A 23,383-nucleotide genomic window follows, 5' to 3' on the forward strand; every position below is an offset into this window, starting at 1 on the left:
ACGGCTTGAATTAACGAGCACGGAAGACGATACGACCTTTCGTTAAATCATAGGGAGTCAGTTGTACCGTAACGTTGTCGCCGGTCAAAATGCGAATGTAGTGCTTACGCATTTTGCCAGAGATATGCGCGATCACCACGTGACCGTTCTCCAACTCAACGCGAAACATTGTATTAGGTAAGGTTTCAAGAACCGTGCCTTGCATTTCAATACTGTCTTCTTTTGCCATTCAAGCCCTCGATAAGTTATCAATTTTAATAAAGTTCAATTTAAATTTGGGTCAACAGACCCACGCGTGTATCACGCAAAAATAAAAGTGGCAGAATTTTAGCCGCTTTTAGCCGTAAATGCCAATGATTCTGTGTGTTACTTTGGCAAGCTGTCCAGATAACGCTCTGCGTCGAGCGCCGCCATACAGCCGGTTCCTGCCGATGTGATTGCTTGACGATAGCTGTGATCCATCACGTCGCCGGCAGCAAAAACACCTGGTACACTGGTTGCCGTAGCGTTGCCATTCAGGCCAGATTGCACAATGATGTAGCCATCTTGCATGTCCAGTTGACCGGCAAAGAGGTCAGTATTTGGCTGGTGACCAATGGCAATAAAGCAACCCATGACATCGAGTTCACTCAGTTGCTCGTTTTGAGTGTCTTTCAAGCGCACGCCTGTCACACCGGCATCATCCCCAAGAACTTCGTCCAAGGTTTTGTTCAGATGCAGCACCATATTGCCGTTATTTACTTTATCCATGAGTCGGTCCACCAGAATTTTTTCTGCGCGGAAGCTGTCGCGGCGATGGATTAAATGCACTTCACTGGCAATGTTGGACAAGTATAAAGCTTCTTCAACAGCGGTATTGCCACCGCCGACTACGGCTACTTTTTGATTGCGATAAAAGAAGCCATCACAGGTTGCGCAGGCGGAAACGCCGCGGCCCATAAATGCCTGTTCGGAATCCAATCCTAAATACTTAGCCGACGCGCCAGTCGCGATGATAACCGCATCTGCAGTGTAGTGACCCGAATCACCGAACAATTTGAATGGACGGCTGGAAAAATCGACCTGATTAATGTGGTCAAAAATAATTTCCGTATTAAATTTTTCGGCGTGCTTTTGCATGCGCACCATTAAATCTGGACCAGTGAGTCCTTCTGGGTCACCGGGCCAGTTTTCAACATCCGTGGTGGTGGTCAACTGACCGCCTTGTTGCATGCCGGTAACCAATACTGGGTTTAAGTTTGCGCGTGCGGCGTATACTGCAGCTGTGTAGCCAGCAGGTCCAGAACCTAGAATTAATAAGCGGCAATGTTTAGCTTCGGCCATGAGTTAGTACTCCGTTGTTCTGATTTGGGTCACAGATAAGATGTATATGGGGACGATGCACAGAATTACAAGTGATTGAAACAAAAGACCCGCATCGGTTTCACGCGGCGGGTCTTGGGTTCTGGACATCGTCCTGATCGGTTAGCTGTTGATGGCGGCTAATGGATCCATGTACTCAAGCCCTAGTTGAGCACCTAATACATCGTGAATTGCTTTAAAGGTGATTTTACCACGATGCATGTTCAAACCATTGAGCAAGTGCGGGTCATTCGCCATTGCTTGCAAGCCTTGGTTCGCAATCGCTAAACCGAAGGGCAGGGTTGCGTTATTCAAGGCAATGGTTGAGGTGCGAGCAACGCCACCTGGCATGTTCGCAACACAGTAGTGAATCACATCATCAATGACAAACGTTGGCTCTTGATGAGTGGTTGGTTTTGAGGTTTCAAAACAACCGCCTTGGTCAATGGCAACGTCGACAATGACTGAACCTGGCTTCATGTTCTTAAGGTGCTCACGGGTTAATAATTTTGGTGCGGCTGCGCCTGGAATTAACACAGCACCCACAATTAAATCTGCTTCGCGTGAGTAAGTATCAACCGCATCCACGGTGGAGTAAATGGTTTTAACCCGACCACCGAAAATATCGTCCAACTGACGTAAACGAGGCAGTGAACGGTCAAGAATGGTGACATCGGCACCTAAGCCGACTGCCATTTTGGCTGCTTGCGTACCCACCACGCCACCACCAAGGATTAATACTTTCGCAGGGGCAACGCCAGGTACACCACCCAATAACACACCGCTGCCGCCATTGGCTTTCAATAAATGGTGTGCACCGGCTTGAATCGACATCCGCCCAGCAACTTCACTCATTGGAGCAAGCAATGGTAAGGCACCGTTACGGTCTGTGACGGTTTCATAAGCAATGGCCGTGACTCCAGCTTTCGCCAGCAATTCTGTTTGCACAGGGTCTGGAGCTAAGTGCAGGTAGGTATAGACAATTTGACCTTCGCGGAGCTGCTCACACTCGTGTGGCTGCGGCTCTTTGACCTTAATAATCATGTCTGCCTTAGCAAAAATTTCTTTGGGATCAGCGACGATAGTGGCCCCAGCTTGTTCGTAATCTTCGTTAGTAAAACCGATGGCTAAGCCGCCATTATGCTCAACCATCACTTGATGACCATGAGCAACATATTCACGCACGGCTGTTGGAGTTAGACCAATGCGGTATTCATGGTTTTTTATTTCTTTTGGTACACCAATTAACATGGATAGGATTCTCCAATAAATAAAGACGTGACTTCGTGGCCGCAATTATAGTTGATTTGAAAAATCTTTTTCGCACTTTTTTTACCCAGCCCAATAGTGTATAACAAGGTATTCACGCTATTTTATAGAGAAAAACAATGTTTACATCTGCGCCGGAAGATGAAATCACTATTGATCGCACCGACCGTAAAATTCTTCGGCTGCTGCAGGATCATGGCCGCATGAGTAATGTGAAGCTTGCCCAACATATTGGCTTGAGCCCAACTGCTTGTAACGAGCGTGTGCGGCGGCTGGAGCGAGAAGGAGTTATTACTGGATATCGGGCAACCATTGATGCGAGCAAATTAGGCAGTCAGCTAGTGGTATTTGTGGAAATTACCTTGTCGCGCACGTCCCCCGATGCCTTTGCTGAGTTTGGTGAAGCGGTGAAAGCCACGCCTGAAATTCTTGAGTGCCATTTGGTTGCCGGGGATTTTGATTTTTTGATCAAGGCACGAGTTCCCGATATGCCGGCCTATCGTAAATTATTAGGGGAAACGATTTTAACCATGCCTGGGGTGAACGAATCACGGACCTACGTGGTGATGGAAGCCGTGAAAGATGACGCTAAGATACTGATTAAAGGTTAAGAAAAGGTGAGATAAATAGCTGAATAAGCGCGGCATTCAAGCTACAATGAAGGCCATAACTCGAATCAAAATAGCAATGCACCACAGAATAGGTGGCAAATAAACATGAACAGTCGAACAATATGCTGGAGTCTGCAATGAGCGGCGTGCAACGAGTCCTGGAGGTCGGATTAATCCTATGCGGGGCATTTGCGATTTTCTTATTTTTGGCACTTGCTAGTTTTCATCCAGCCGACCCAAGCTGGTCACAAACAGGCTTTGAAGGCACCATTCAAAACGCAGCCGGAGCTATTGGAGCTTGGTTTGCGGATGCGTTGTTGTTCGCGTTCGGCTTTGTTGCTTATTTAATTCCGTTTGGGCTGGCAGGGCTCGGCTACGTTCTATTTCGTAAAACTCACAAGCTGCTCGAACTCGACTACTTGGCGGTGGGGCTGCGGCTCATTGGTTTGGTGCTAACCCTCATTGGCGCCTCAGCACTGGCCGCCCTGAACTTTAATGACATTTATTCATTCTCAGCGGGGGGCGTGGTCGGTGACGTCATTAGCTCTTCGTTGCTGCCGTATTTTAATCGCATTGGCACCACGTTATTGTTGCTCACCTTTTTATGTACGGGCTTGACACTGGTTACGGGGATTTCGTGGGTTTGGTTGGCCGAGAAAATTGGCGAATGGGCCATTGCTGGAACCTTATGGGTGATGAAAGGTACCCAATCATTGGTGGGCTACTTGCGTGACAAAGAGTGGGGCCGTTCAACCGCTGAAATGCCGCCAGCCAGTCCGAGCGAGCAAACAGCACCTGCAACTCAAATTCGTCAGGAGCCCGGCTTGGATATCGATTCGGACTTGTCCATGACGGCCACCGATGAACCGGTGTTCGTTGACTTGGATGAGCCGGTTGCAGTGGACGACGCGGAAGCAACAGATGACTACAGTCGCTTTAAGCCAAAAAAAGAAGCGGCGCAAACGCGTCAACCCACGCCAGCGCCAAGCGTTGAAAGTGAGGTTACGACGACAGAGTCGAAGCAGTTGGATCCATTGCCTTCCATTGCACTATTGGATCGTCCCAATAAAACGGGGAACCCATTAACCCCGGCAGAGTTGCAACAAATTAGTGAAACGGTCGAAGCTGTGTTGCAAGACTTTGGGGTTGAAGTGAAAGTTGCCAACGTGCAACCTGGGCCTGTCATTACACGTTTCGAGTTGGATTTGGCACCAGGGGTGAAGGTCTCCAAAATTTCAAACTTGGATAAAGATATTGCCCGTTCATTGAGTGCGATTTCGGTGCGGGTGGTGGAAGTGATTCCTGGCAAATCCTACGTTGGATTAGAGTTACCAAACAAAACCCGTGAAATGGTATTTTTCAGTGAAGTGGTTGCCTGCGAAGCGTTTCAGCAAAGCACGGCACCGTTGACCATGGTGCTTGGTAAAGATATTGCGGGTTTGCCGGTCATTGTCGATTTGGCGCGGATGCCGCACTTGCTCGTTGCAGGTACCACCGGGTCGGGTAAATCCGTTGGGGTGAACGTGATGATTTTGAGCTTGCTCTATAAAAGCTCACCGGAAGACGTTCGCCTCATTATGATTGACCCGAAAATGCTGGAGTTATCGGTGTATGAGGGCATTCCGCACTTGTTAACCGAAGTGGTCACGGATATGAAAGATGCCGCCAATGCGTTGCGTTGGTGTGTGGGTGAAATGGAGCGTCGGTACAAGCTGATGTCGGCGCTTGGCGTGCGGAACTTAAAAGGCTACAACCAAAAAATTCTCGACGCGCAAGAAAGTGGCGAACCATTACGTGACCCACTGTGGAAACCGAGTGACTCCATGGATGAGTTGCCACCGTATTTAGAAAAGCTGCCCAGCATCGTGGTGGTGATTGATGAATTTGCTGACATGATGATGATTGTTGGCAAAAAAGTAGAAGAGCTGATTGCCCGGATTGCCCAAAAAGCGCGGGCTGCCGGCATTCACTTGATCCTCGCAACGCAGCGGCCATCGGTGGATGTGATTACGGGGTTAATTAAAGCGAACATACCGACCCGAATCGCGTTCCAAGTGCAGTCAAAAATTGACTCACGTACTATTTTGGATCAGCCCGGAGCAGACCAGTTATTGGGGCAGGGCGACATGCTTTACTTGCCACCGGGCAGTGGCGTGCCAACCCGTGTGCATGGGGCCTTTGTGGATGACCATGAAGTGCATGCGGTGGTTGCGGACTGGAAAAAACGCGGCAAGCCGAATTACTTGGATGAAATTTTGAACGGTAGCTTGGACGAAGACAACTTGCTGCCGGGTGAACAGTTAGACTTCGGTGATGAAGAAAGCGATCCGCTGTACGATGAAGCCGTGGCCTTTGTCACCGAAACACGTCGAGTTTCGGTTTCCAGTGTCCAGCGTAAATTCAGAATTGGTTACAACCGCGCCGCACGAATTGTGGAACAAATGGAAGCAAGTGGTGTCGTTACTAGTGCAGGGAATAATGGTCAGCGTGAAGTACTTGCGCCGCGACCTCCAAGAGATTAATCAGCGGTAGGAACAGCTATGCAATTCCATCATTTAATCAAACACACAGGAATGGGCCTGACCTTGTTGGTCGGACTTACCATTGCGACACCAAGTGCTGCCAATAATCAGGCAGAACGGCAGGTGCTGCTGGAGCGGTTAAACCAGCTCACCACCTTTGAAGCTGACTTTGCGCAGCAGGTAACCGATGCGCAGGGTGATGTGGTGCAACAGCTCCACGGTCATTTAGCCTTGGCTCGTCCAAATTTATTGCACTGGCAAACGGATGCGCCGGATGAAATGTTGATGATCGCCGATGGGCAAAATCTGTGGTATTACAACCCCTTTGTTGAGCAAGTCACTATTTACCAGCAAGACAATGCGGTGGCGCAAAGCCCCTTGTTATTATTGCTAGACGGCGCCAACGAAGCATGGGCTCATTATCAGGTGAAAGTTGAGGGCAATAGCTTTGCCTTGCAACCCTTACCGAGCGCTCCTAGTGCCCAGAGTTTGCAGTTGGTGTTTGCTGAGAACGGTTCTGCAGCGGAGTTAACTCGGATTTTATTGGATGATGGACAAGGGCAATTGAGCACCATAACCTTGGAAAATGTGACACTGAATCAACCGCTCGACCCCCAGCTCTTCACCTTCAAGGTGCCGGAAGGAGTTGATGTGGATGACCAACGCTAACTTAGGGCTGGCACTGGAGCCGGATTTTCGGCCGTTAGCCGCGCGGATGCGACCGCGACAATTGCACGAATATATTGGGCAATCGCATTTATTAGCACCGGGCAAGCCGCTTTATGAAGCCATTGCGCGCGGTGTGTTGCACTCCATGATTTTATGGGGGCCGCCGGGCACCGGTAAAACCACGCTAGCGGAAATGGTTGCCCAAAGTGCGAATGCCCAGCTCGAGCGCATTAGTGCAGTCACCTCTGGGGTAAAAGAAATCCGTAGCGCGATAGAACGCGCCCAGCAACATGCACTCAGTCGGCAACAGCAAACCGTGTTATTTGTGGATGAAGTGCATCGCTTTAATAAAAGCCAACAAGATGCCTTTTTGCCCTACATTGAAGACGGCACCGTTATTTTTGTTGGGGCCACCACCGAAAACCCTGCGTTTGAACTCAATCATGCATTGTTATCTCGTACCCGCGCCTACCGTTTACAGCACCTCACTGAAGCCGAGCTTGAACAAGTGGTGGCTACTGCGCTTACCGACTCGGAGCGGGGATTAGGGCAGCGGCAATTAACCTTAGCCCCGGATGCGCTGAAGTTTTTAATTTATGCGGCAGCAGGTGATGCCCGCCGTGCCCTTAATTTTTTAGAGATTTGCGCCGATGCCGTGACTGGCAACACCATTGAGGTGCAGCTGGTACAAGAGGCGGTTGGTCAACGTCATGCGGGCTTTGATAAGCAAGGTGACTGGTATTACGAACTGTTATCCGCCTTGCATAAGTCAGTCCGTGGTTCATCACCGGACGGAGCGCTTTATTGGTATGCTCGTATTCTGCATGGTGGGGGCGACCCTTTGGTGGTGGCTCGGCGACTACTGGCCATTGCCTCTGAGGACATTGGCAATGCGGACCCTCGGGCCATTCAATTGGCGATGAACGCGTGGGATACGTTTACTCGGCTTGGCCCGGCAGAAGGGGAACGAGCCATTGCACAAGCGTTAATTTACTGTGCCATGGCACCGAAAAGTAATGCAGTTTATCAAGCCTTTAATCAAGCCAAGCAATTGGCTCAACAGTATCCAGACTTACCGGTGCCGAAACACCTAACCAATGCGCCCACGGCGCTTCATCGGGCCGAAGGTTACGGCGCAGATTATCGCTATGCTCATGATTATCCTCATGCATTTGTGGCCGGCGAGCGTTACTTACCCAGCGCGATCGCTAATGTAACCTTGTACCAGCCCAATAACCGCGGGTTAGAGAAACAATTGCTCGATAAATTGAATTGGATGAACGAGCAACATCGCGCAAGCCCTTGGCAGCGAGAAGATGATGAGTCGTAGTAACCCCATGAATTAATCGTGGGATGTGATTCCTTTTCTTGCTGTGAATCGTTAACATAACAGGCATTGTTTTACTGGCACTTTCGTTAAAGTCATCACTTTTGATTTGGGATAAATATGTTAGACGCTAAGTTATTTCGTAGTGAACTCCAAGAAACTGCGGCTCGGTTACAGCAAACTCGTGGTTTTATTCTCGATGTAGCAGCCTTAGAGGCGCTAGAAACACAACGAAAAGAGTTGCAGGTACGCACCGAGTCCTTGCAAGCAGAGCGTAACGCCCGATCAAAAGAAATCGGTCAAGCCAAAGCAAAAGGGCAAGATATTGCTCCGTTGTTGGCTGAAATGGATGATATTGGTGACCAACTAGAAGCCGCGAAACAATCCTTGAACCAAATTCAGGACGAGCTTCATCAAATTGTTGCTGGCGTACCGAATATTCCGGACGAGAGTGTTCCGTTCGGTGCCGATGAAGACGAAAACCTTGAGGTCAGTCGTTGGGGTGAACCGCGTCAGTTCGACTTTGAACCGAAAGACCATGTGGATGTCGCAGCGGCGATTCACAACGGCATGGACTTTGAAAGCGGGGCTAAACTCGCCGGCGCACGGTTTGTGGTGTTGCAAGGACAAGTGGCACGTTTGCATCGCGCGTTAGCGCAATTTATGCTGGATTTGCATAGTACCGAGCACGGTTATGAAGAAGCTTATGTGCCGTATTTGGTGAATCATGAAACCTTATTTGGTACGGGCCAATTGCCTAAATTTGGGGAAGATTTATTCCATGTGAAAGGGGCAACGGAACACCAAGTGCCCTTGTCACTGATCCCGACCGCAGAAGTCCCCTTGACGAACCTGTGGCGCGACGAAATTGCTGAAGAAGCGGTCTTGCCATTGCGCTACGTGGCTCACACACCGTGTTTTCGTAGTGAAGCCGGTTCTCATGGTCGGGATACGCGCGGCCTGATCCGGCAGCACCAGTTCGACAAAGTCGAGCTGGTGATGTTGGTGAAGCCGGAAGATTCGATGGCCGCCCTCGAAGAGCTCACTGGCCATGCTGAAAAAGTCCTACAACTGTTAGAGCTACCGTATCGCAAAGTTTTATTGTGCACCGGTGATATGGGCTTTTCGTCAGCAAAAACGTACGATTTAGAAGTGTGGGTGCCGACCCAGAATAAATACCGTGAAATCAGCTCATGTTCTAATATGTGGGATTTCCAGACGCGCCGGATGCAGGCTCGATTCCGCCGTAAAGGAGCGAAAAAGCCTGAACTCATGCACAGTTTAAATGGCTCTGGATTGGCAGTAGGCCGTACTTTGGTGGCGTTACTGGAAAACAATCAGCAGGCCGATGGTTCGGTCACTATTCCGAAAGTCTTGCAACCTTACATGGGTGGCTTAACCGCCATCGGCTTGAAGTAACAGGTTCTTAGATGCACTTTGCGGGCTTGGGCAAGCCCGCAATACGCGTTGCTTGTTTCGCTGGTCCTTTCGGAAATAACTGATACAAATAAAGGCTATTTCCTTTGTCGGCGCCCATACTCTGCGCCACTGCTTTCACCAGAACCCGCATGGCAGGGCTGGTATCATAAGTTTCGTAAAACTCCCGCACAAAATAAATCACTTCCCAATGGGCAGGGGTTAACTCAATCTGTTCCAGGCTTGCAATGTGCTCAGCTAATGCAGGGCTCCAATCCCCATAGTGAGCCAAATACTCGTGCTCATCGGTCGCAAAGCTTTGTCCATCTACGATAAACATGTGTGATCCCATACTTGGTAAGTGGTTGCTGTTAAAGTTAACTCCACCCAACGAGCAGCGCCGAGTTGAATCACCCCAGCAGGTAATGTTTGCAGGCCCAGCAAGGCAACTTCTTGTTGCAACGCATAAGCCGGAAAGGGGAGCTGCGCGAGTCGTTCAGGCTCCTCGCAAACCGCTAACAGTGCTTGTTCACTGAGAATCAGGGTTACTGATTGCTCAAGCCAGGGCATTAGCCATTGCGGCTCGGGCCACTGGCGTACGAATAGCACATGTTGGCTTGACGGTGTGGTGGTTGTCGAAGCAGTGTCAATCATAGGTTTAATAGACCAATACTTGATGAAACGCGGCGATGCGTTGGGCCCACTCTTGGGGCTCAATGATTTCGATTGGTAAGATGAAGTCCTCAGCGGTTAATTGCTGGTGGACCAGTTCATCCCGACGGACCCAAGGCTTAGGGCAATCGAATAGCTCCAACAGCCCATACCGCTTATGCAATGAACGCTGTTGTTGCTGTGCATCATAGCCGTAACAACAGTGCCGCAAACCCATCCCAGTCAAAATTAACTGTGGATTGAGATCATGACTGGCCAGGGCCAGCAGCAGGTCTTGGCCGAGCCAGGTGGAAACTGAGTCTTCTGTCTGGGTTTGAATAATCGCGATGGTCATAACAGCTCGATTAAAATTGAATCACTCGGTCCACCCGAGCGACTGCTTGCGAAAACTCTGTGAGTCCCCCCGCGGTAAATAGCGGTGGCAATTGCTCTGTATCCAATTGATAGTGAGTTTCAGCATAGGTTGGGCACACCACCAATGGAATTTGGTGTTGTTGAGCAAGGTGTTGCCATTGCTCGATTAACGTCGCCGCTTCCGGTGACTCAGGGGCTGCAGCGTGTAATACGGCTTCCCCATAAAAGAAAATCATTTCAATGCGATGGCCCGATACAAGCGCAGCCTGCGCGTAGTGATACGCTAACAGGCTGCGATAATGGGCGGGGGCGTCAGCAGCAGGTGCTGCATGCAGTGCTAAAACAAGGGTCGCCACCATGGTTCCTTATGAATTACTCGTCACCACCAAAGGCCATCAAAATGTTCAGTAAGCTGACAAAGATGTTGTAGATGGACACATACAAGGTGACTGTTGCCAGAATGTAGTTGCGCTCTCCACCGTTAATGATGGCACTGGTTTGCATTAAGATTGCGCCCGCAGAGAACAGCATAAACAAGGCAGATAAGGTTAAGTTTAGCGCCGGAATGTTGAGGAATAGGTTGGCAACAAAAGCAACCAGAACCACCACAAACAAGGCCATCATCATGCCACCTAAAAAGGACATATCTTTTTTAGTGGTGAGAACATAGGCAGAGAGGGCAAAGAAAATAAGCGCCGTTCCGCCTAAGGCAGTCATAATGATCTCGTTACCGGCAGGACCGATAGCGCTAATCATGCCTAAGATTGGGCCTAAGGTGTATCCCATAAAGCCGGTAAGAGCAAACACCGACAGTAGACCTGAGCTGCTGTTGGCCGTTTTATGAACTAAAAACAGTAAGCCGTAAAAACCCACTAAAGTTAGAATGAGCCCAGGGTGAGGCAAATTCATGCTCGCTGCTAAGAATGCGGTAAGAGCACTGAATGCCAGTGTCATGCCGAGCAGCATATAGGTATTACGTAATACTTTATTGGTTTGTAATACCGATTCAGCCTGGTGCGTTCTCGAAAGGTGAGTTTGGTGACTCATATAATTCTCCATTGTGTTCTATTGAACGTTTGGTTTTACTAATTGCTACCTTCAAGTGTACCTTATAAATAAGGGGGAAGGGTATTGTTTTCAAGTGATACAAGCTATTGATTGTACAAATTGTCTAAAATGCCAGCAAACAAACTCAAGATTGAAAATTTTGCTTTACAAGCGCGATTTAGCTCATTATCATTCGCTTCGTTGTTAAGGGGCACCCCTTAAGACCACGGAGAGATGGCAGAGTTCGGTTGAATGCACCTGACTTGAAATCAGGCGTGGGCGCAAGCTCACCGGGGGTTCGAATCCCTCTCTCTCCGCCACTTATTCCAAGAACCCGCTCCCATGAGCGGGTTTTTTCGTTTTGGTCTCGCCACAGTCAATGCTATCATCTGGTCATACCTGTTGTGCTTGGTAACAAGCAACCGAATCATTCTAATAAAAAAGGTGTGCCATGACTTTATTTAGTGACGTCCTCGCTTCGATCACGTCTTCCCCTGACCAAACCATTCAACTGCCCACTGGCTGGGGGCAGGGCCGCGCGTTATTTGGTGGAATTACTGCCGCCATTGCTTGGCAACATGCCCAGTATGGTGTCGCGCCAGAACAACACTTGCATAGTTTTACGGTCTCTTTTGTTGCCCCCGTGCAAGCTGGACCGGTTCAATTGCAACGGCGTGTGCTGCGTGAGGGGAGCAACGTGACCCAAATTAGCGTTGAGTTCATCCAAGCAGGAGCCGTCGTGTTAGCCGCTCTGGCTACTTATGGTAAGGCGCGGCCTTCAGCAGTGCAGGTACAGAATACGCCATCACCTCAAATTCCGCCGGTGGAACAAGCCCTCAAATTTCCTCCAATTGCAGCTTCGTTACTTCCCGAGTTTACGCAATTCTTTGATTATGCGATCACGGTGGGTGGATTACCGTTTAGTGGCGTGAAAAGTAACGAATTTGGCGGTTGGATGCGCTTTAAGCACGAACAGCACCCCATCACCATTGGTCTGTTGCTCGGTTTGGTGGATGCGTGGCCTCCGGCAGTACTCATGCATTTAACCACGCCTTGTCCGGCCAGCTCATTAACCTGGACCATTGAGTTCCCAGCGCCGTTACCAGAGACCGCGTCAAGTCATGACTGGTGGCAATATCGAGCCATAATCGACCATGCTGCTGATGGTTACGGACATACTCAAGCGCATATCTGGGATGCGAAAAATCGTTTGGTAGCAATAAGTCGACAAACCGTCACAGTGTTTGGCTAATTACCTCCTTACTTTGTAAGCATTATCGTAACTTAATGTATTTACTGAATTTCTTGTTGAATTAATTCGAGGGATGGGTCATACAATAGGCACTTAGTGAATGGTTCGCTAAGTGCTGTATACAAAATAGTGCAAGAAAAAGGAGTCGATATGACTGACTTTATCATTGCAGTACCGGGTGACATTTTGCGTGCCGGAATGGAAGCAACAGTGAGCTCGTTGAATGATAGCTACCAAATCGTAGCAAGTGTTGCCACGTTAAATCAGTTACGTGATGCAGTTAAACAACATCCCTTTGCAACCGTTGTATTACACAGTCGACTTGCAGGTGATGGAACAATTGACGGGTGGCGCAGGTTGAATCAGCGCTACAATGACCTCCAAGTCATCCTCTGGTGTGAAAGTTTCCAAGATGTTTTAGATTTTCAATATAACACCTCTCAAGTGGATGGCTTCTTAATGGCAAATGCCAGTTACAGTGAACTGGAACAAGCCTGCCGCAATATCAGCAAAGGGCGGATGTATGTCGCCTCAGGTGTGGCCGAGTATTTGGCAAAAAATCCGCGTTCTCAAACGTTTCGAGATCTATTAGGTGCGTTGAGTAAACGGGAGTTACAGGTTGCTCAAATGATTGGCCGCGGCGTTCGGGTTGCTGATATTGCCAAGCACCTAAACATTAGTAGTAAAACCGTCAATACCTTCAGGTATCGAATTTTTTACAAGCTTGGGATTAGTGGAGATGTCGCTTTGGCGCATCTTGCGATAAAATCAGGGCTGGTAGAACTCGAAACTGAATATAGGCATGGTCAATAAATCCCACTTTAATCCAAAACACTTTACAAAGCATTTGACTCATCAACCCGGCGTATACCGAATGTATGACGAGACAGGTGAGGTGATTTATGTGGGGAAGGCGAAGGACTTGAAACGGCGTGTCAGTAGTTATTTTCGTAAAAATATTGACACGCCGAAAACTCAAGCCTTAGTGAAACAAATTGCTGCTATGGATGTAACGGTGACCAATACGGAAGCCGAAGCCCTCATTCTTGAAAATAACTTCATCAAGAAATACCGTCCGCGATACAACGTGTTACTGCGAGACGATAAATCGTACCCCTATTTATTGATCAGTGATCATCCCCATCCAAGAATTGCCTTCCACCGCGGTGCTCGCCGCGAAAAAGGGGAGTATTTTGGGCCATTCCCGAACGGTGTCGCCGTGCGTGAAAGCTTACGGCTGCTGCAAAAGCTATTTCCGGTTCGCCAGTGTGAAGATTCGTATTATCGAGCCCGTAGTCGACCCTGTTTGCAGTATCAGCTAAAACGCTGTTTAGCGCCATGTGTTGAAGGGTTCTGCACACCAGCCGAATATCAAGAGCAAGTGGACTTAGCCAAAGCCTTCTTGCGAGGCAAAAACCAACAAGTGATTGATCAGTTGGTGGAGCGCATGGAGCAGGCCAGTCAAGCGTTGGATTTTGAACGGGCAGCCCGCTTCCGTGATCAAATTATTGCCATGCGCAAGGTGCAAGAACGGAATGCCGTGACCGGTAATCAACAAGAGCTGGATGTGATCGGATTTGCCCGCCAAGGTGGTGTTGCCGTGGTGCATATGCTGTTTATTCGAGACGGTGGCGTGCAGGGCAGTCGAAGTTATTATCCGAAAGTGCCGCACAATACCGACGATGGCGAAATCTTACAGGCGTTTATTTTCCAATATTACTTGAATGATCAGGTAGAGCGGCGATTGCCGCCGGAAATTATTTTACCGGAGCTCAATGATTTGAGCTTGTTCGATGCGGATCATGAACTCGCCGTGTTAGAACAAGCACTGGCGCAAAAAGTCCGCCTCACCAATCAAGTTCGAGGGGAACGCAAGCAATACCAAATATTGGCGCAAAAGAACGCATTGAACGCCTTAGAAGGGCGAATGAATCAAGAAAACATGATGTTGATGCGGTTTCAACACTTGGCCGAAGTGCTGGACCTTGATGCACCACCGCAGCGGCTCGAATGTTTCGATATTAGTCATACCATGGGGCAGGAGACTGTCGCTTCTTGTGTGGTGTTTGATCAGCAAGGGCCGAAAAAGTCCGATTATCGCCGATACAATATTAAAGGAATTACTCCTGGCGACGACTATGCCGCTATGGCCCAGGCATTACAGCGCCGCTTTGAGCCGCTGTTGGCACAAGACCCAACTCAGGTGGTGATGCCTGATATACTATTTATTGATGGTGGTAAGGGGCAATTAGCCCAAGCAGAAACCTTTTTCGCGCAGAGGGAAACAACCACCTCGCTGAAGGCACCGCTCTTAATTGGTGTGGCCAAAGGTGAATCACGCAAACCTGGCTTAGAAACCCTGATTTTAGCCGGGAACCATGCCACCTTGCCGTTGAGTGCCGATGCTCCGGCGTTGCATCTCATTCAACATATTCGAGATGAGTCGCATCGCTTTGCCATCACCGGGCATCGTCAGCGGCGCGCAAAAGTTAGACGAACGTCACGTTTGGAAGAAATTCCGGGCATTGGCGTGAAGCGGCGGCAAAAATTATTGCAAAATCTAGGTGGATTACAGGAAGTGAAACAGGCTAGTATTGAGCAACTTACTGCAGTACCAGGAATTAGTCGCGAGCTTGCTGAAAAAATTTACTACGCATTTCGTGACGAGTAGAGGACAGAGTACCTATGTGGAATATCCCCAACCTTTTAACGTGTTTCCGGATTTTATTAATTCCAGTTTTTTTATTAATTTATTATTTACCAGGGCCGGAAGCACATTTTTGGGCAGCTTTTGTGTTTGCAATCGCGGGGATCACCGACGCACTTGATGGTTGGGTGGCTCGTCGCTTTAATCAATTTACTAAATTTGGCGCCTTTCTTGACCCCGTCGCGGACAAAGTGATGGTGGCCGCATCATTGGTGGTGATTGTTGAACATTACGCTACCTGGTGGATTAGTATTCCTGCTTTAACCATTATTAGTCGTGAGCTGGTTATTTCAGCGTTACGTGAATGGATGGCACAAATTGGCCGCCAAGAACAAGTGAAGGTGTCGAACCTCGGAAAATATAAAACAATCGCTCAAATGGTGGCTATCGGGGGCTTAATTTGGGAAGCGAATACTTTTGTTATAGTGACTTCAACGGTTCTTCTGTATTTGGCATTCGTACTAACGGTTTGGTCCATGTGGGAATATTTGCGCGCGGCATGGGTAGATTTGAGTCAAGTTTAACCAATCTGGATTAAAAATAAGCAAACGAACGCTTTCTTGCAAAAAATCATTGACCTGAGCGAAATAGACAGTAGAATGCGCATGCACTGGATGCGGGAATAGCTCAGCTGGTAGAGCACAACCTTGCCAAGGTTGGGGTCGCGAGTTCGAATCTCGTTTCCCGCTCCAATCTTGAAGGCGGGTTGGCAGAATGGCTATGCAGCGGATTGCAAATCCGTGGATCTCGGTTCGACTCCGGGACCCGCCTCCACAAGATTGAAAAACCTCAGGCAATGCATTTCGATATGCCCGGGTGGTGAAATAGGTAGACACAAGGGATTTAAAATCCCTCGCTGGCAACAGCGTGCCGGTTCGAGTCCGGCCCCGGGCACCACTTCTTATACGAATAAAATCAACACGTTAACTAACCACAAGCACTCTAACCTTAAAAGAACGCTTACTTTTCATTAAGGTCGTCAATTTGCTTTTGGCGACGCACGCGGTAGACAGCAGCTCGCATGACCATCATGGCGCCAAGTGGGGCGGTTAGGAAAACAAATGCAGTGATTAATAGCTCATGAATCACGAGCCGCTGTGAGGTGCTAGTGAAGAGAATCATGGAAGCGAAGAGAATCGCTCCAGTACCTAAGGTAATGGTAATGGCAGGGCCATGGATGCGTTGAAAGAAATCACGCAGCCTGAGCAGGCCTAGGGTGCCGATCACAATGATGACACTGCCCAGCAAGAGAAAGAAGATAACTAGCGCTGCTGCCCAGTTTGGGATGTCGTTGGCCATGTTCATCATTCGATAATTTCTCCTCGCATTAAGAACTTTGCTAACCCCATGGTGGATACAAACCCGGTCAGGGCAATCAACAATGCCACCTCAAAATAGATGAGGCTGCCAAATAGCATGCCAAGCAATAAAATAAATATCATGATACACATCCACAGTGTGTCGAGTGCAAGTACGCGATCTTGCGCGGTAGGGCCTAGCAATAAGCGAATACCACAAAACACAATGGCCAGCATGGTGCTGAACAGTGCAATATAAAGCGAAATTTCTAATGCCAGTTTCATATCATGCCTTTACTCGAAGACTGCCATAATGGGTTTCTCATATTTGTTTTTAATGGTGTCAATCCACCAGTTTTCATCATGTAAATCAAATACGTGCAGCGATAATTCACGGCGGTCGCTGAAATATTCGACCCAAACTGTGCCTGGGGTGGAGTTAATTAAACAAGATAAAAGGGCGAGTCCTGCTGGGTTGTCCATATCCAACGGGATAATAATAAATTGTGAGTTCACATTTTTCGTTTTAGAAAACAGGATGATTTTACTCACGTTGAAGCTTGACCGCACAATTTCGACTAAAGCATAGCTTAACAAGCGAAACAGCGCGATAGGGCGCGTCACCGGTGAAAACTCAAGGCGCAAGGGGGCGGTTAGTAACGGAATCGCGATGGCCAGTAGCACGCCCAACAACACCTGTCCAAGCGCCAAGCTTTGGTTTAAGAGTAACCAAATGGCAAATAAGCACCCGGATAACCAGGGCGAAGGGAGCCACGATTTCAGCATGGTTCTCATTGAGATCCTCCTACGCTCGGTTGGTTTAAGACGCGCTCAATGTATTGTGTGGCATTGGTTGCCTCACCGCTGGTCCGCTCGAGTAAATCGAACATCGGGCCGGCAAAAATCACCAAGCCAACACAAATCATCAGCAGCACAATAATGGGAGCCACTTCAGTTAATTTTAAGCGGGGCGGTGCCTCCCGGTGGGATGCCCAGAAGCTGCGAATTCCAAATCGGACAAAGGTGATAATACTCCCCAAGCCCGCACTAATAATAAGGATCATAAAGAGCCAAGCGGTAGCGTTGAGGTGTTCCGTTTGTAACAGCTGATGCAGTATACCAAATTTAGCCACAAACCCTGACAAGGGCGGCAGACCGGCAATAATCAACGCACAGGCCATTCCTGAAAGGCCTAGAAATGCCATCGCAGCCGGGATCACATAACCGGACGAGACGTCGTGCTTTTCATCCACTTCAAAGGCTTCAAAAGTGATGGCAAGAACTTGGTTACGGGTTGGATAAATACGGCTAATCAACTCCGACAACAAAGCGAACGCTGCAACGGCTAGGGTGGAGCTGATTAAATAGAATAGAAGGCTGCTCAGCATGGCTGAATTGCCCATGCCGATGAGGGCTAACAAGGTGCCCGATGAAATAATCGCGCTGTAACTCGCAATGCGGTTGGATTCTTGGCTGGCAATCAAACCAATAATTCCGTATGCCATGGTCAGCAGTCCGCCAGTTAATAATAAGGGGGCACCAAACTCAGCCGACGCGCCTGCGTGTTCACCGAAGAACAGCAAATAAAGGCGTAATACCACATAGACGCCGATTTTAGTCAGCACCACAAGCAGGGCCGTGACTGGAGGGGCCGCTGCGGTATACGCGTTTGGTAGCCAGAAACTAAGTGGCCACATGGCGCTCTTGGTGAGAAACGCCACTGCTAAGACGGCCGCACCGGTATGAAACAAGGTGCGATTTCCCGCTTCCAGAAGGCTGGCCTGAGCAGCAATATCCGCCATATTCAAGCTGCCAACCCCCGCATATATCAATGCGATACCAATTAAAAAGAAGACTGAAGCGACTAGGTTAATGGTAATGTACTGAAGGCCCGCGCGCAGGCGAACGACGTTATATCCGTGCAGCAGTAGCCCGTAGGAAGCGGCCAACATCACTTCAAAAAATACGAATAAATTAAAAATATCGCCGGTTAGCAGTGCCCCGTGAATGCCCATAAGCAATAGTTGAAACAGGGTATGAAAGTGCACTCCGACTTGGGCCCAACGGCTATACGAAAAGATTAGCGCACCGGTCGCGATGACAGTGGTAAGAACCAACATAACCGCGCTGAGTCGATCGCCGACTAACACGATACCAAAGGGAGCTTCCCAGTTGGCGGCCAAATAGACCACTGCATTGAGCCCATCTTGCGGGTAGTCGGTGAGGTAGAGCAGAATCAAACTCACCGCTAGCAAACCCATGGTGCTAACCAAGTTGATGGCAAATTTTAATTGGTGATGACGCTCATTAATGAGGATCAACAGCGCGCCCACCACAAGCGGGATTAATATGGGTAAGGTAAGAATGTGACCGAACTCACTCATGGGTTACTTCTCGCTCTTTCCCATCAACATGGTCCGTTCCTGTTAATCCTCGAGAGCCAAGGAGTACAACAAGATAAAGTGCGGTGGTCGCGAAACCAATCACAATAGCTGTCAACACAAGTGCTTGAGGCAATGGATCAGTGAATAATTCAGTCGCCGCGGCCGCCTCTGAAAAGGTGAACGCCGGTTGATTGATAGCGAGCTTTCCAGTGATAAAAATAAATAAGTTGGTTGCATAGGACAGCAGCATCAAGCCAATAATAACTTGAAAACTACGCGGCCGTAGGACCAGCCAAATGCCGGAAGCAAATAAAATACCGATGGCAATTGCGAGAATAAATTCCATTATTGATCCTCTTGATAGGGGGGCGGAGGCGTCACCACACCGCTGGTCACAAAGCGGGTGCTCCGGAGTGCTTGGTGCGCCAATGCAGTAATGATGAGCATGGTGGTGCCCACGACTGCAACAAAAACCCCTAAATCAAACATAAAGGCACTCGGTAAATGAATCTCACCAATGCCAGGCAGGGTGACATGTGCCGTGTGAGAGGTGAGTAGCGGGTAGCCAACAAACCATGCTCCGATACCCGTTGCGGCTGCAATGAGTAAGCCCGCAGATACCCAGCGGTGAGGCTGTAAGCGTGATTTTAATTCCACCCAAGCAGTGCCTGATAACATGTATTGCATCATGAGGCCGACGGAGAAAATGAGCCCAGCGACAAAGCCTCCGCCAGGCAGGTTATGGCCCCGCATAAAGAAATAAACGGCGATTAAAAAGGTAATCGGTAGAATCGCACTAATATACACCGATGGGACCAGTAAATAGCCGTGTGAGACTTGGTCCGGGACTGTTTGGCGTGCCGCAGGATCGATCGGATCCAGTTGCTGCAATGGAGCTCCCACGCTTTCAGGCGCCGGGCGGAAACGCCGTAATAGGGCATACACAGTAATGGCGACCACGCCTAACACCGTGATTTCACCCAAGGTATCAAGGGCTCGGAAATCCACCAACAAGACGTTGACAACGTTGCTACCACCGCCTTCTGAGAGAGCGCGCTCTAAGAAGAAAGCACTGATTCGACTGGAGCTAGGGTTGAACATGACGACTAAACTGATAAGGGTCATGCCAAGCCCTGCAATGATGGCAATAATGAAGTCACGTGAACGTCGGGCAATTTTCCGCAAGGTGGGCTTCCCTTGCATTAAACGCGGCGGAAGCCAGCGTAGCCCAAGTAATAATAATAATGTCGTGACCGTTTCAACCATCAATTGGGTCAACGCTAAATCAGGCGCGGAGAACCATAAGAAGGTGAGGCAAACGACGATGCCTGTGCCGCCGGCTAATATTAATGATGCGAGCCGGTGATATTTTGCTAATGCCGCTGCGGCAATCGCACAAGCGCCGCCTACTAACCATAATAGCGCAAACGGAATTGTTAGTTCCGAGCTTGGCTGTGCAGCGTCAAGAGAGATGGGTGAGAAACCGATGACGGCAAAGGCTCCTAGCGCTGCTAACACTAAAATTAGGACTTGTCGTTGTACGCGTCGGGTTCCAAAAATACGTTCTAACCGCATCATGGCACCGGTCAGTGCCAACAATGCTTGTTCAAATAGCTGTTTACCGTTGGCCCACGTCGGTACGAGGGGCGTTCGGTCACGGGTGAATACACCCCGACGACGCATTTCTAAGTAGGTAAGAATACCACCCACCAGGGCAACGAAGCTCATCACTAATGGGATGTTGATGCCATGCCAAATGGCTAGGTTGTACTGGGGTAATTGATCTCCTAATACAGAGCCAGCCGCTGAAGATAGGAGCAAGCCAACACTTAGTTCAGGGAAGATTCCTACTACCAAACAACAGATCACTAAAAATTCGGCAGGGAACCGCATCCAGCGAGGCGGCTCTTGAGGGGTGATGCCAATGGTTGGATTAAAGGTGCCGAAGAATACTTTAATGAGGCGAAGGGAGTACACAACCCCAAAAATCCCCATTAAGACGGCTGCAACTGATAGCCAAATATTACGATCAGAGCCGACGGTGAGTGTTTCCGCAAAGAACATCTCTTTGGATAAAAATCCATTCAATAGAGGTACCCCGGCCATGGCGGCACCGGCAACAATAGCAAGGGTTGCGGTATAAGGCATGTAACGGCCAATACCACTGAGTTTGCGTAGATCTCGGGTGCCTGTTTCGTGGTCGATAATTCCTACGGCCATAAACAATGACGCTTTAAAGGTAGCGTGGTTGATGGTGTGGAAAATTGCAGCAACGACCGCCAACGGCGTGCCAATTCCAACTAAACAGGTAATTAAGCCTAAATGGCTAATGGTGGAATAGGCGAGTAAGCCTTTTAAGTCATGTTGAAACGCCGCAAAGTAGGCGCCAAGCAACATGGTAATGGCACCAGCGCCGGCAATGATCCACGTCCATTCTGGGGTACCCGCTAATACCGGCCACAACCGCATTAATAAGAAAATACCGGCCTTCACCATGGTCGCGGAATGCAAGTAGGCCGAGACGGGGGTGGGCGCGGCCATTGCATGCGGCAACCAAAAGTGGAATGGGAACTGGGCACTTTTGGTTAAGGCGCCCAAGGCTATCAGCAGAAAAATTGCAAGATACCAGTCGTGATTGACGACCAGTTCACGTGCTGCAAGCACTTTATCTAACTCATAACTACCGACTACTTGGCCCAAAAGAATGACGCCAGCAAGCAGACATAGCCCCCCTAATGCGGTGACGGTGAACGCCATGCGAGCGCCTCGACGAGCATCGGTTCGGTGGTGCCAATAACCAATCAATAAGAACGAGGTGAGGCTGGTGAGCTCCCAGAAAATAACAAGCTGAATCAGGTTCCCGGATAACACGACACCTAGCATGGCGCCCATAAAGGCTAATAAAAAAGAAAAGAACCGAGGAACCGGATCTTTGGGCGACATGTAGTAACGGGCGTATAAGATAACCAGTAAGCAAATGCCTTGAATCATCAAGGTAAACAGCCAGGCTAACCCGTCCATACGGAAACTTAGATTTAATCCGAATTGAGCAATCCATTCCAGCTGGAACGTGATGAGTTCGCCCTCTGCAATAACCGTATATTTTGATAAGGTAATGAGTAAGGACGTTAATGCAATGGCACCAGCAAACCATGCTTCTCGGTTGCGTGCGTGGGTGGGCATAAAGGCCGCTGCAATGGAGCCTAGAAAGGGGAGGACGATGAGAGTGAGTAGCAGCATAGTTTTCCTCGTTAATGCCCAGTATAACAACTTATGGCGACTTCATAACTTCACTAGCTCCTTTACCCGGTGGATAGGAACAGCACTATCTGCATCTAGCTTAGAGTATAAGTAGATGAAATAAAATTTTTTATTGTGTTATTCGTTTTAAAGATTATTTGACTGACTAGGGTTTTGTCAAACCAAAGTGGGCAAGCTGTCTATTTTTAAGGACAAGGCTTGTTTTGTGGACGAATCATCCTTATCTTTGTTTAATCTATCAAATTTAAAGTGGTACGTTTGTGGTTCGTTTCGGGTTCTTAGTCATCGCGTTATCGCTGCTGTGGTTTATGCCGCAGGGGCAGCCTAATGCTGTTGACGGTTACCAATTAGCATCACAAACAGTCAGTTGTTCCGTTGCCCCTGAATGGTTGAACTCTGACGAGCCAGATGATGCGGTTATCCTGCTGACGTCATTTGCCGCAACGACACTCCCAGAAACCAACTTCTCCCTTATCGTTAACAGCTTACGAACGCAAGAAGCTGTTTTTTATACCATTCGTGGACCGCCCTTGGTGTTTATTTAATTCAATTCTAAAAATTAAATAAACATTACATCGAGGTCGTTATGTCTGAATTTCATACGCTTCAGTGGAACCAAGTTTCTGCTGAGCAATGTTTATCTGTGGCAAAACCTAAGCCACCGTTATTGGATTGGCATCAAAGCGCTACCCATGTTATTGAACGGGTAGAAAGTTCCCAACTGCTAATGTTGCCCATGTCATTGGGCGTGGTTGAAGCGGAGAAAATTCTGAATCAATCAGAACGGCGCTATGCCATGGTGGTGGATGCTGAGCAGCAAATTGTTGGGGTGATTTTAACCCGAGAAATTCATGGCCGGCAGAGTCACGTTATTGCAAATCTTTTGCAAGTGTCCTGGCAAGAATTAACGGTGGGGTATTTAATGACTCCCATTCAACGGTTACCGGCCATTTCTTTACAGCAAACCATGACGGCTAAAATTGGCGATATTGCTGCCACGATTCAGGATGCGGGCAGTGATTTTTTACTCATTATGAACGAAACTGAGCTCTATGGTGTTGTGGTTTCGTTGAAAATTTTAGCCGTGACGGGTGAGTCGGTTCGTTTGTACCCAAAAGCAACCAGTTTTGCTGATGTTTTTAATGTGATTAAGCATTCAGAACGCTGAGAAATTTGGTAAACTATAGAGAGTGGTAAAAGGCCCTCGCCACCAGCGAGGGCTTTTTTTACAGGTGGTGGTTATAGGTATTAGC

At 48.7% G+C, this 23,383-nt stretch carries 25 protein-coding genes and 4 tRNA genes; 15 read left to right on the forward strand and 14 right to left on the reverse strand.

The window, feature by feature from the left end; translation table 11 throughout:
- Positions 1-10 precede the first annotated feature (10 nt).
- From infA to ald, 3 genes are all read right to left on the reverse strand, one after another.
- Entirely contained in the window at positions 11-229 is a 219-nt protein-coding gene (gene infA / locus BLP64_RS00560) for a translation initiation factor IF-1 (protein WP_092590661.1), read from the reverse strand.
- Between the two features lie 137 nt (positions 230-366).
- Complete coding sequence (trxB, locus tag BLP64_RS00565; protein WP_092590663.1) at positions 367-1,323, reverse strand: thioredoxin-disulfide reductase; 957 nt, start codon at positions 1,321-1,323, stop codon at positions 367-369.
- A 141-nt stretch (positions 1,324-1,464) separates the two neighbouring features.
- The gene (gene ald / locus BLP64_RS00570) at positions 1,465-2,592 is read right to left on the reverse strand and encodes an alanine dehydrogenase (protein ID WP_092590665.1); all 1,128 of its coding nucleotides are present in this window, start codon (positions 2,590-2,592) and stop codon (positions 1,465-1,467) included.
- Positions 2,593-2,729: 137 nt separating this feature from the next.
- Here ald and BLP64_RS00575 point away from each other — a divergent pair, with 137 nt between their 5' ends.
- From BLP64_RS00575 to serS, 5 genes are all read left to right on the forward strand, one after another.
- Positions 2,730-3,221, forward strand: a complete 492-nt coding sequence (locus BLP64_RS00575) for an Lrp/AsnC ligand binding domain-containing protein (RefSeq protein WP_092590667.1) — start codon at positions 2,730-2,732, stop codon at positions 3,219-3,221.
- 137 nt (positions 3,222-3,358) lie between these two features.
- The gene (locus tag BLP64_RS00580; RefSeq protein ID WP_092590669.1) at positions 3,359-5,743 is read left to right on the forward strand and encodes a DNA translocase FtsK; all 2,385 of its coding nucleotides are present in this window, start codon (positions 3,359-3,361) and stop codon (positions 5,741-5,743) included.
- 18 nt (positions 5,744-5,761) lie between these two features.
- A complete protein-coding gene (lolA, locus tag BLP64_RS00585) occupies positions 5,762-6,412 on the forward strand; it encodes an outer membrane lipoprotein periplasmic chaperone LolA (protein ID WP_092590671.1) in 651 nt (216 codons plus the stop codon).
- On the forward strand, positions 6,399-7,742 hold the full coding sequence (locus BLP64_RS00590; protein WP_092590673.1) for a replication-associated recombination protein A: 1,344 nt from the start codon (positions 6,399-6,401) through the stop codon (positions 7,740-7,742). Before lolA ends, BLP64_RS00590 begins: the two co-directional genes overlap by 14 nt.
- Before the next feature lie 117 nt (positions 7,743-7,859).
- Positions 7,860-9,158, forward strand: a complete 1,299-nt coding sequence (gene serS, locus BLP64_RS00595; RefSeq protein ID WP_092590675.1) for a serine--tRNA ligase — start codon at positions 7,860-7,862, stop codon at positions 9,156-9,158.
- Between the two features lie 7 nt (positions 9,159-9,165).
- Here the strand turns inward: serS and BLP64_RS00600 are convergent, their stop codons facing one another.
- The 5 genes from BLP64_RS00600 to BLP64_RS00620 are packed head-to-tail and all read right to left on the reverse strand — an operon-like array spanning position 9,166 to position 11,228.
- On the reverse strand, positions 9,166-9,495 hold the full coding sequence (locus tag BLP64_RS00600) for a TusE/DsrC/DsvC family sulfur relay protein (protein WP_092590677.1): 330 nt from the start codon (positions 9,493-9,495) through the stop codon (positions 9,166-9,168).
- A complete protein-coding gene (locus BLP64_RS00605) occupies positions 9,483-9,809 on the reverse strand; it encodes a hypothetical protein (protein ID WP_092590679.1) in 327 nt (108 codons plus the stop codon). Before BLP64_RS00605 ends, BLP64_RS00600 begins: the two co-directional genes overlap by 13 nt.
- Before the next feature lie 4 nt (positions 9,810-9,813).
- Positions 9,814-10,161, reverse strand: a complete 348-nt coding sequence (locus tag BLP64_RS00610; protein WP_092590681.1) for a hypothetical protein — start codon at positions 10,159-10,161, stop codon at positions 9,814-9,816.
- A gap of 10 nt (positions 10,162-10,171) precedes the next feature.
- Positions 10,172-10,537 (reverse strand): DsrE family protein, encoded by a 366-nt coding sequence (locus tag BLP64_RS00615; RefSeq protein WP_176754870.1) that lies wholly within the window; start codon positions 10,535-10,537, stop codon positions 10,172-10,174.
- A gap of 16 nt (positions 10,538-10,553) precedes the next feature.
- The gene (locus BLP64_RS00620) at positions 10,554-11,228 is read right to left on the reverse strand and encodes a Bax inhibitor-1/YccA family protein (protein WP_092590685.1); all 675 of its coding nucleotides are present in this window, start codon (positions 11,226-11,228) and stop codon (positions 10,554-10,556) included.
- A 228-nt stretch (positions 11,229-11,456) separates the two neighbouring features.
- Here BLP64_RS00620 and BLP64_RS00625 point away from each other — a divergent pair.
- The 8 genes from BLP64_RS00625 to BLP64_RS00660 all read left to right on the forward strand — a co-directional run bounded on the left by BLP64_RS00625 (position 11,457) and on the right by BLP64_RS00660 (position 16,084).
- Positions 11,457-11,548, forward strand: a tRNA-Ser gene (locus BLP64_RS00625).
- A 131-nt stretch (positions 11,549-11,679) separates the two neighbouring features.
- Positions 11,680-12,480, forward strand: a complete 801-nt coding sequence (locus BLP64_RS00630) for an acyl-CoA thioesterase (protein WP_092590687.1) — start codon at positions 11,680-11,682, stop codon at positions 12,478-12,480.
- A 150-nt stretch (positions 12,481-12,630) separates the two neighbouring features.
- Positions 12,631-13,293: a LuxR C-terminal-related transcriptional regulator gene (locus tag BLP64_RS00635; protein WP_092590689.1), complete on the forward strand. Its 663-nt coding sequence runs from the start codon at positions 12,631-12,633 to the stop codon at positions 13,291-13,293.
- The gene (uvrC, locus tag BLP64_RS00640) at positions 13,283-15,151 is read left to right on the forward strand and encodes an excinuclease ABC subunit UvrC (RefSeq protein ID WP_092590692.1); all 1,869 of its coding nucleotides are present in this window, start codon (positions 13,283-13,285) and stop codon (positions 15,149-15,151) included. The genes BLP64_RS00635 and uvrC overlap by 11 nt, the downstream gene beginning before the upstream one ends.
- Positions 15,152-15,165: 14 nt before the next feature.
- Entirely contained in the window at positions 15,166-15,711 is a 546-nt protein-coding gene (gene pgsA / locus BLP64_RS00645) for a CDP-diacylglycerol--glycerol-3-phosphate 3-phosphatidyltransferase (RefSeq protein ID WP_092590694.1), read from the forward strand.
- A gap of 92 nt (positions 15,712-15,803) precedes the next feature.
- Positions 15,804-15,879, forward strand: a tRNA-Gly gene (locus tag BLP64_RS00650).
- Between the two features lie 8 nt (positions 15,880-15,887).
- Positions 15,888-15,961, forward strand: a tRNA-Cys gene (locus tag BLP64_RS00655).
- Between the two features lie 36 nt (positions 15,962-15,997).
- Positions 15,998-16,084: transfer RNA gene (locus BLP64_RS00660), tRNA-Leu, on the forward strand.
- A 63-nt stretch (positions 16,085-16,147) separates the two neighbouring features.
- On the opposite strand, the gene mnhG is transcribed toward BLP64_RS00660, so the two are convergent.
- Genes mnhG through BLP64_RS00690 form a run of 6 tightly spaced genes read right to left on the reverse strand, consistent with a single transcriptional unit; the run spans position 16,148 to position 22,109 of the window.
- Positions 16,148-16,495, reverse strand: a complete 348-nt coding sequence (gene mnhG, locus BLP64_RS00665) for a monovalent cation/H(+) antiporter subunit G (RefSeq protein ID WP_199286026.1) — start codon at positions 16,493-16,495, stop codon at positions 16,148-16,150.
- Positions 16,492-16,770, reverse strand: a complete 279-nt coding sequence (locus BLP64_RS00670) for a K+/H+ antiporter subunit F (RefSeq protein ID WP_092590696.1) — start codon at positions 16,768-16,770, stop codon at positions 16,492-16,494. Before BLP64_RS00670 ends, mnhG begins: the two co-directional genes overlap by 4 nt.
- Positions 16,771-16,779: 9 nt before the next feature.
- On the reverse strand, positions 16,780-17,280 hold the full coding sequence (locus BLP64_RS00675; protein ID WP_233340066.1) for a Na+/H+ antiporter subunit E: 501 nt from the start codon (positions 17,278-17,280) through the stop codon (positions 16,780-16,782).
- Complete coding sequence (locus BLP64_RS00680) at positions 17,277-18,869, reverse strand: monovalent cation/H+ antiporter subunit D (protein WP_092590698.1); 1,593 nt, start codon at positions 18,867-18,869, stop codon at positions 17,277-17,279. Before BLP64_RS00680 ends, BLP64_RS00675 begins: the two co-directional genes overlap by 4 nt.
- Complete coding sequence (locus tag BLP64_RS00685) at positions 18,862-19,215, reverse strand: Na+/H+ antiporter subunit C (protein WP_092590701.1); 354 nt, start codon at positions 19,213-19,215, stop codon at positions 18,862-18,864. Before BLP64_RS00685 ends, BLP64_RS00680 begins: the two co-directional genes overlap by 8 nt.
- The gene (locus BLP64_RS00690) at positions 19,215-22,109 is read right to left on the reverse strand and encodes a monovalent cation/H+ antiporter subunit A (RefSeq protein ID WP_092590703.1); all 2,895 of its coding nucleotides are present in this window, start codon (positions 22,107-22,109) and stop codon (positions 19,215-19,217) included. Before BLP64_RS00690 ends, BLP64_RS00685 begins: the two co-directional genes overlap by 1 nt.
- A 281-nt stretch (positions 22,110-22,390) precedes the next feature.
- Between BLP64_RS00690 and BLP64_RS00695 the strand changes: the two genes are divergently transcribed.
- Positions 22,391-22,675, forward strand: coding sequence for a hypothetical protein (locus tag BLP64_RS00695; RefSeq protein WP_092590705.1), 285 nt, complete (start codon positions 22,391-22,393; stop codon positions 22,673-22,675).
- 41 nt (positions 22,676-22,716) lie between these two features.
- A complete protein-coding gene (locus tag BLP64_RS00700; protein ID WP_092590708.1) occupies positions 22,717-23,298 on the forward strand; it encodes a CBS domain-containing protein in 582 nt (193 codons plus the stop codon).
- Positions 23,299-23,383: the final 85 nt, after the last annotated feature.

This window comes from Pseudidiomarina indica, from assembly GCF_900104245.1.
In the GTDB taxonomy this organism is placed as follows: domain Bacteria; phylum Pseudomonadota; class Gammaproteobacteria; order Enterobacterales; family Alteromonadaceae; genus Pseudidiomarina; species Pseudidiomarina indica.